Origin of the sequence: Burkholderia sp. LMG 13014, from assembly GCF_905232215.1 — a bacterium.
Taxonomy (GTDB): domain Bacteria; phylum Pseudomonadota; class Gammaproteobacteria; order Burkholderiales; family Burkholderiaceae; genus Burkholderia.
Window position 1 is genome coordinate 1 of record NZ_CAJNKE010000430.1, and the last position, 5,168, is coordinate 5,168.

3 protein-coding genes are annotated in these 5,168 nt (G+C 66.4%); 1 reads left to right on the forward strand and 2 read right to left on the reverse strand.

Annotated elements, in window-relative coordinates; translation table 11 throughout:
• Positions 1–33: 33 nt before the first annotated feature.
• Entirely contained in the window at positions 34–1,500 is a 1,467-nt protein-coding gene (locus JYJ84_RS27850) for a flippase (RefSeq protein WP_122949743.1), read from the reverse strand.
• A 26-nt stretch (positions 1,501–1,526) separates the two neighbouring features.
• The gene (locus JYJ84_RS27855) at positions 1,527–3,719 is read right to left on the reverse strand and encodes a hypothetical protein (RefSeq protein WP_175222925.1); all 2,193 of its coding nucleotides are present in this window, start codon (positions 3,717–3,719) and stop codon (positions 1,527–1,529) included.
• A 498-nt stretch (positions 3,720–4,217) separates the two neighbouring features.
• Between JYJ84_RS27855 and JYJ84_RS27860 the strand changes: the two genes are divergently transcribed.
• On the forward strand, positions 4,218–5,168 hold a 951-nt coding region (locus JYJ84_RS27860; protein ID WP_205189721.1), incomplete at its 3' end, for an acyltransferase.

Below are 5,168 nucleotides of genomic sequence, written 5' to 3' on the forward strand. Positions count from 1 at the left end.
GATTCAATACGGCGTGTTCCGCCAGATCGCGATTCATACGGTTTTCCTCGCATTGAGACGGACAAACAGGTCGCGCACGAGCGCGCGCAGCCCCGGCGTCATCGTGAGCGACCACGCAACGTTCAGCAGCACCACGACCGCGCACATCCCGATCGACTCACCGAGCCCCGGCCACGCCTGCGCCAGAAACAGGCTCGCCAGCAGGAACGCGAGGTGCGCGAGCATGTCGAGCACGATTGCGCGCATCCGGATTGCCGACAGGTACAGCAGCACGCCGTAGTCGACGAGCGCGCGCGTCGCGACAACCACCGCCGCGCCGATCAGCCCGAAGTGATGGATGCCGTACCACAGGCCGCCGACGAAGAACGGCATCTCGACGAGCCCGGCGAACGCCGCGCGGGCCGGGTTGACCTGCGACTGGATCAGGATCCGCGTGACGCTCGCCTGGCCGACGAGCCACACGCTGATCACCAGCACGCGGCCGACCGGCGCCGAATGCGCGGCGAGATCCGAGCCGACCCACAACGTGAGGAACGGCGCGAGCGCGAAGATCGCGACGATGCCGACCGGCGTGAACACGCCGTTCAGGAATTCGAGCGACTGGCGCGCGAGCGTGTCCGCGTGGTCTCGACCGACGGCTGACAGGCGCGGGAACAACGTGCGCACGAGCGCATTCGGCAGCATGTTCAGGCGCGTGACGAGGTTCTGCGGCACCGTGTAGTAAGTGACGAACTTCGCGCCCATGCCGGCGCCGAGCATCACGCGGTCGAGCGTGTCGGCGATCATGCTCGTCGTGCTCGCGATCAGCATCCAGCCGCCGAAGTTGAACAGCCCTTTCGCGGTGCCCCACTGCGGCGGATCGATGCGCCGGATCCCGAGCACCTTGATGCTGGCGTGGCCGAGCATCACCGCCGCGACCAGGCGCGCGACGACCGCCGCGGCGAGCACCGTCTGCAGGTTCGGCGCGATCCACCACGCGGCGGCGAGCGGCAGCAGCTGGAACAGGAACGTGCCGATCGTCTGGTTCGTGTTGAACACGCCGAAGCGTTCGGCGCCGTTGATCGCGCCGGCGAACACCCACGACACGTTCGCCAGCGGAATCGCGAGCGCGAGCCACGGCAGCGCGAGATACACCTCGTGCTGCATCGCCGCCGATACCTTCGTGAAGTACGCGGTGTAGATGAACGCGCCGAAATAGATCAGCAGCCCGCCCACGATGCCGGTGCCGAGGTTCAGCCAGAACGCGCTCCAGAACACGCGTGCGCTTTCGTCGGCGTTGCCGCTCGCGAGCGCCTTCGAGATGTGGTTCTGCGCGGCCATGCTCATCCCGAGATCGAGGATCCCGAAATAGCCGATCAGCGTCCACACGAGGCTGACGACGCCATAGCGCTCGACGCCGAGCGCGTGGATATAGGCGGGCACCGTCACCAGCGACACGAAGGTCGGCAGGATCAGCCCGATGAAGTTGATCGAAACGTTCTTGAGTATGCCTTTGTCCATGCTTCTGCCTTGTGTGACGTCGCTCGTCACGGTTTCCAGCGATACATCAGCACCTTGCCGCGCGCGTCTTCCTCGACGAACACGAGGTATTCGCCGTTCTCGCGCCGGAATGCGCTGATGCCGAAGGGCACGTCGACCCAGCCGGATGCCTTGCCGACCTCGGTGCCCGGGCTCATCACGCCCACTTCCTTGCCGGTTTCCTTGTCGTACACGTGGATCTTGCCGACCGGCTCCACCCCGAACAGGTAGCGGCCCTCGGCCGTGAGCCCGATCAGGTCGAAGATCGGCTTCGCGTCGAGCTGCCACGGCAGCGCGACCTGGTAGCGCACGACCGGCGAGCCCGTCGACCATTTGTCGAAGCGGATCAGCACGCGGCCCACTTCCTTGTTGATGCCCGGCGCCGGCGGTGCGTCGGCCGTGTAGCCGGTCACGTACAGCGTGTCCGTCTGCGCGTCGTAGATCGAGCGGCGCAGTTGCGTGAACGGCTGCGGCATCGGGTAGGTCGTGACCTTGTCGTACGAGTAGATCGGGTTGCCGGCCTTGTCGACGCCGCCGTACTGGAAGCGGTGGATCCCGCGCACGTCGCTGGTGCGCCAGATGTCGCCCTTCGTGTCGACCCACCAGCCCCAGCCGCCCGCCTTCGCCTTGCCGGTCGTGTTGATCGTGAACTCGTCGGCATCCAGCCGGCCGTTGCCGTTCGCATCGCGCCACAGCCAGTCGCCGCCCGGCGGCTTGTTCGGCACGTTGTCGACCGGCCGCGCACGGCCCGCGATCAGGCCGGACGGAATCGCGACTTCGCCGTCGCGCTTCGCGTCGAAGCGGTAGATCTTCAGGTGATCGGCGTACATGTCGGTCAGGTACAGGAACGTGCGGCCGTCGAGGCGACGCGCGATCGGCATGCCGGGCCACTGGTCCGTATGGAACACCGGGTCGTCCGGATACTTGAAGCGGTTCGACAGGAAGCCGACGTATTTCCAGTCCTGGCCCGGCGGCTTCGACAGGTCGAGCTCGAAGCGCTTGTTGCCCGTGTACACGCTGTTCGGCCGCGCCGGGTCGAGCCATGCACCATCGACGAACAGCAGCCCCTGCACCTGCCAGCGTGGCTTGCCGTCCGGCGTGTAGCTGTCGAGCACCGCGCCGAGCCCTGCGCCGATCGTGCCGTGACGCGGCCCGATGCCGTTCATCGACACATAGATATTGCCCGCACGGTCGACGCCGACGCCCGTCAGCCCGTTGAAACGCTGCGGCCCCGGCCGGCCCGGCACCGGGCCCGCGAAAATGCCGCCGCGCTCGCCGAGCGTGCCCGACTGCGCATAACCCTTGCCGCCTTTCGAGAAGATCAGGATCTGCTGGCGCGGCCCGTTGTCCGCGATCAGCACGCGGCCTTTCGCGTCGACGGCCACGTCCACCGCGTCGGTGCCTTCCGGCAGCGCGGGCGCGTCGTCGAGCGTGCGGCCATCCGCGCGCACGTGCACCAGGTGCGCGGGCCCGTTGATCGTGTCCGTGAGCAGCCACAGCGTGCCGTCGCCCGCGAGCGTGATGCGGCCCGGCTCATGCACGCTCCACGTGCCCTTCTGCTGCATCGTCTCCGCGTCGTACACGTCCACCGCGTCGCGCGACGGGTTCGTCGCGAACAGCGTCTTGTCGTCGGCCGCGAGGCCGCCGACTTCCGCCTTCTGCTCGCCCACTTCCGAGCGCGCGGGCGCCGCTACCTCGTTCATCATCATGAAGCTCGCGGCCATCCGCGCGCGGCCGGCATCGGCACGTCCGCCGGGTGCCACCTGCGGCGCCGCGCGGAATGGCGCGGGCTGCTTCATGTCGCCGATCGTGCGGCGCGAAATGCCGAACCACTGCTTGCCCTTGTCCGGCCAGATGCCGGGCGACTGCAGGTGGCCGCGCTCGTTGCCGACCCCGATCGCGACGTACACGTATTTGCTGTTCACGGCGATCGCGCTGCCGCCGAGGTTGCCCCAGCCGTGCGTGCCGCCGGCGAAGCCGAGCATCTTCCCGTCCTGGTAGACGCTCGCCTCGGCCCCGCTCTCGTCCCACGGCGCATTCGTATACACCTTGCCGTCAGGCGTCACCGCGATCGCGCGGATGTCGATCTGCGTCCAGCTGCCGTCGCCATAGCCGAACGTGTTGCCGATCCACGACGTCGTCGCGGGCAACACCGTTTCGGCCGGTGCGGCGCTCGCCAGCAGCGCCGCACCTACCGTCATGCCTACCAGAATCAGACGTCGCAATGCGCTTCTCCAGACTCGATGCGAAAGCGACCGGGACCGCGGCGCATGGCCGCCCGACCGTCCTGTCGCTAAATGGGTTTCAAACGTCGCGATGCAGGTTACAAGCAAAAATAATCACAAGAAATTTGGAAATATTTGGGGATGTTTCCGACTGAAATATCGAACCGGAACAGGTACGAAAAGGCACTCGAAAACGGCAATAACGACCGCTTTTCACTTTCCAGCCCGTAGAAAATGCCGCTTCGCGCCGCCTGCCGGGGCTACCCGGGCCGCAACCTTTCATTTCGCGACCGGAATAATCGGCATTTGAATCTTTTCCTTCAGATAAATGATGCGCGTTTTTTTGCCGATTTCTTTTCCCTAGAATCGATTTCGATTCGATATTTCATTTAATGGCATGCATTACGTTCACGTTTACGCATCGGATGTGCGACACGCCCCGGCTCACGCCGGGCGTCGCGAAGGAGCGGCGCGATGACGGGCATCTCGCGACCCGCGGACCTCACCCCGCCGCAACACGGCCGCATCGTGCAGCTCGACGGGCTGCGCGCGATCGCGGTGGGCGCCGTGTTCCTGCAGCACGCGCTGAAGGCGCCGCTCTGGATGGGGGTCGACCTGTTCTTCGTGCTGAGCGGACTGCTGATCACCGGCATCCTGCTCGATCGCAAGGCGCGCGGGCAGTCGTACTTCAGCCACTTCTACGCACGCCGCGTGCGTCGCATCCTGCCGCCGTACGTGCTGCTGCTGGTGGTGTCGACGCTCCTGTTCGGTGCGAGCTGGCTGCCGCACTGGCCGTGGTTCGCGTTCTTCTCGACCAATATCGGGCTGTCGCTCGGCAGCATCGGCCATGACAGCCTGAACGTGCTGTGGTCGCTCGCGGTCGAGGAGCAGTTCTATATCTTCTGGCCGTTCGTCGTGCTGTGGTGTTCGGAGCGCGCGCTGCTGTGGATCGCCGCCGCGCTGATCGTCGCCGCGCCCGTGCTGCGCGCGATCGCGACGCCGTGGTTCGACTCGTTCTGGCCGATCTACTACCTGACGCCGTTCCGGATGGACCTGCTCGCCGCGGGCGCGCTGCTCGCGATCGTGCTGCGCCGCGACCGGCGCGCGCTGGAGCCGTTCTACCCGCTCGCGATCGTCGGCGCGCTCGTGTCGCTCGCGATCCTCGGCTGGCTGCACCTGTCGTTCCCGCGCTTTCGCGCCGCGAACACGCCGCTGTCGAATGCCGCGCTCTACAGCATCTCGCTGCTGCTGTGCACGTCGATCGTCGTGATCGCCCTGCGCGGCCGCGGCATCGTGCAGCGCGTGCTGACGAATCCGATGCTCGTCTACGTGGGCACCGTCAGCTACACCGTGTACCTGATCCACCTCAGCGTGCTGTACGCGCTGTGGCCGCTGCACCTGAACCGCTTCGTCACGGCCGCGCTG

What these genes read in the sequence shown, in the direction of transcription:
- JYJ84_RS27850 (WP_122949743.1), bottom strand. Translation starts at nt 1,500, where the DNA reads ATGGACAAAGGCATACTCAAGAACGTTTCGATCAACTTCATCGGGCTG.
- JYJ84_RS27855 (WP_175222925.1), bottom strand. Translation starts at nt 3,719, where the DNA reads ATGACGGTAGGTGCGGCGCTGCTGGCGAGCGCCGCACCGGCCGAAACG.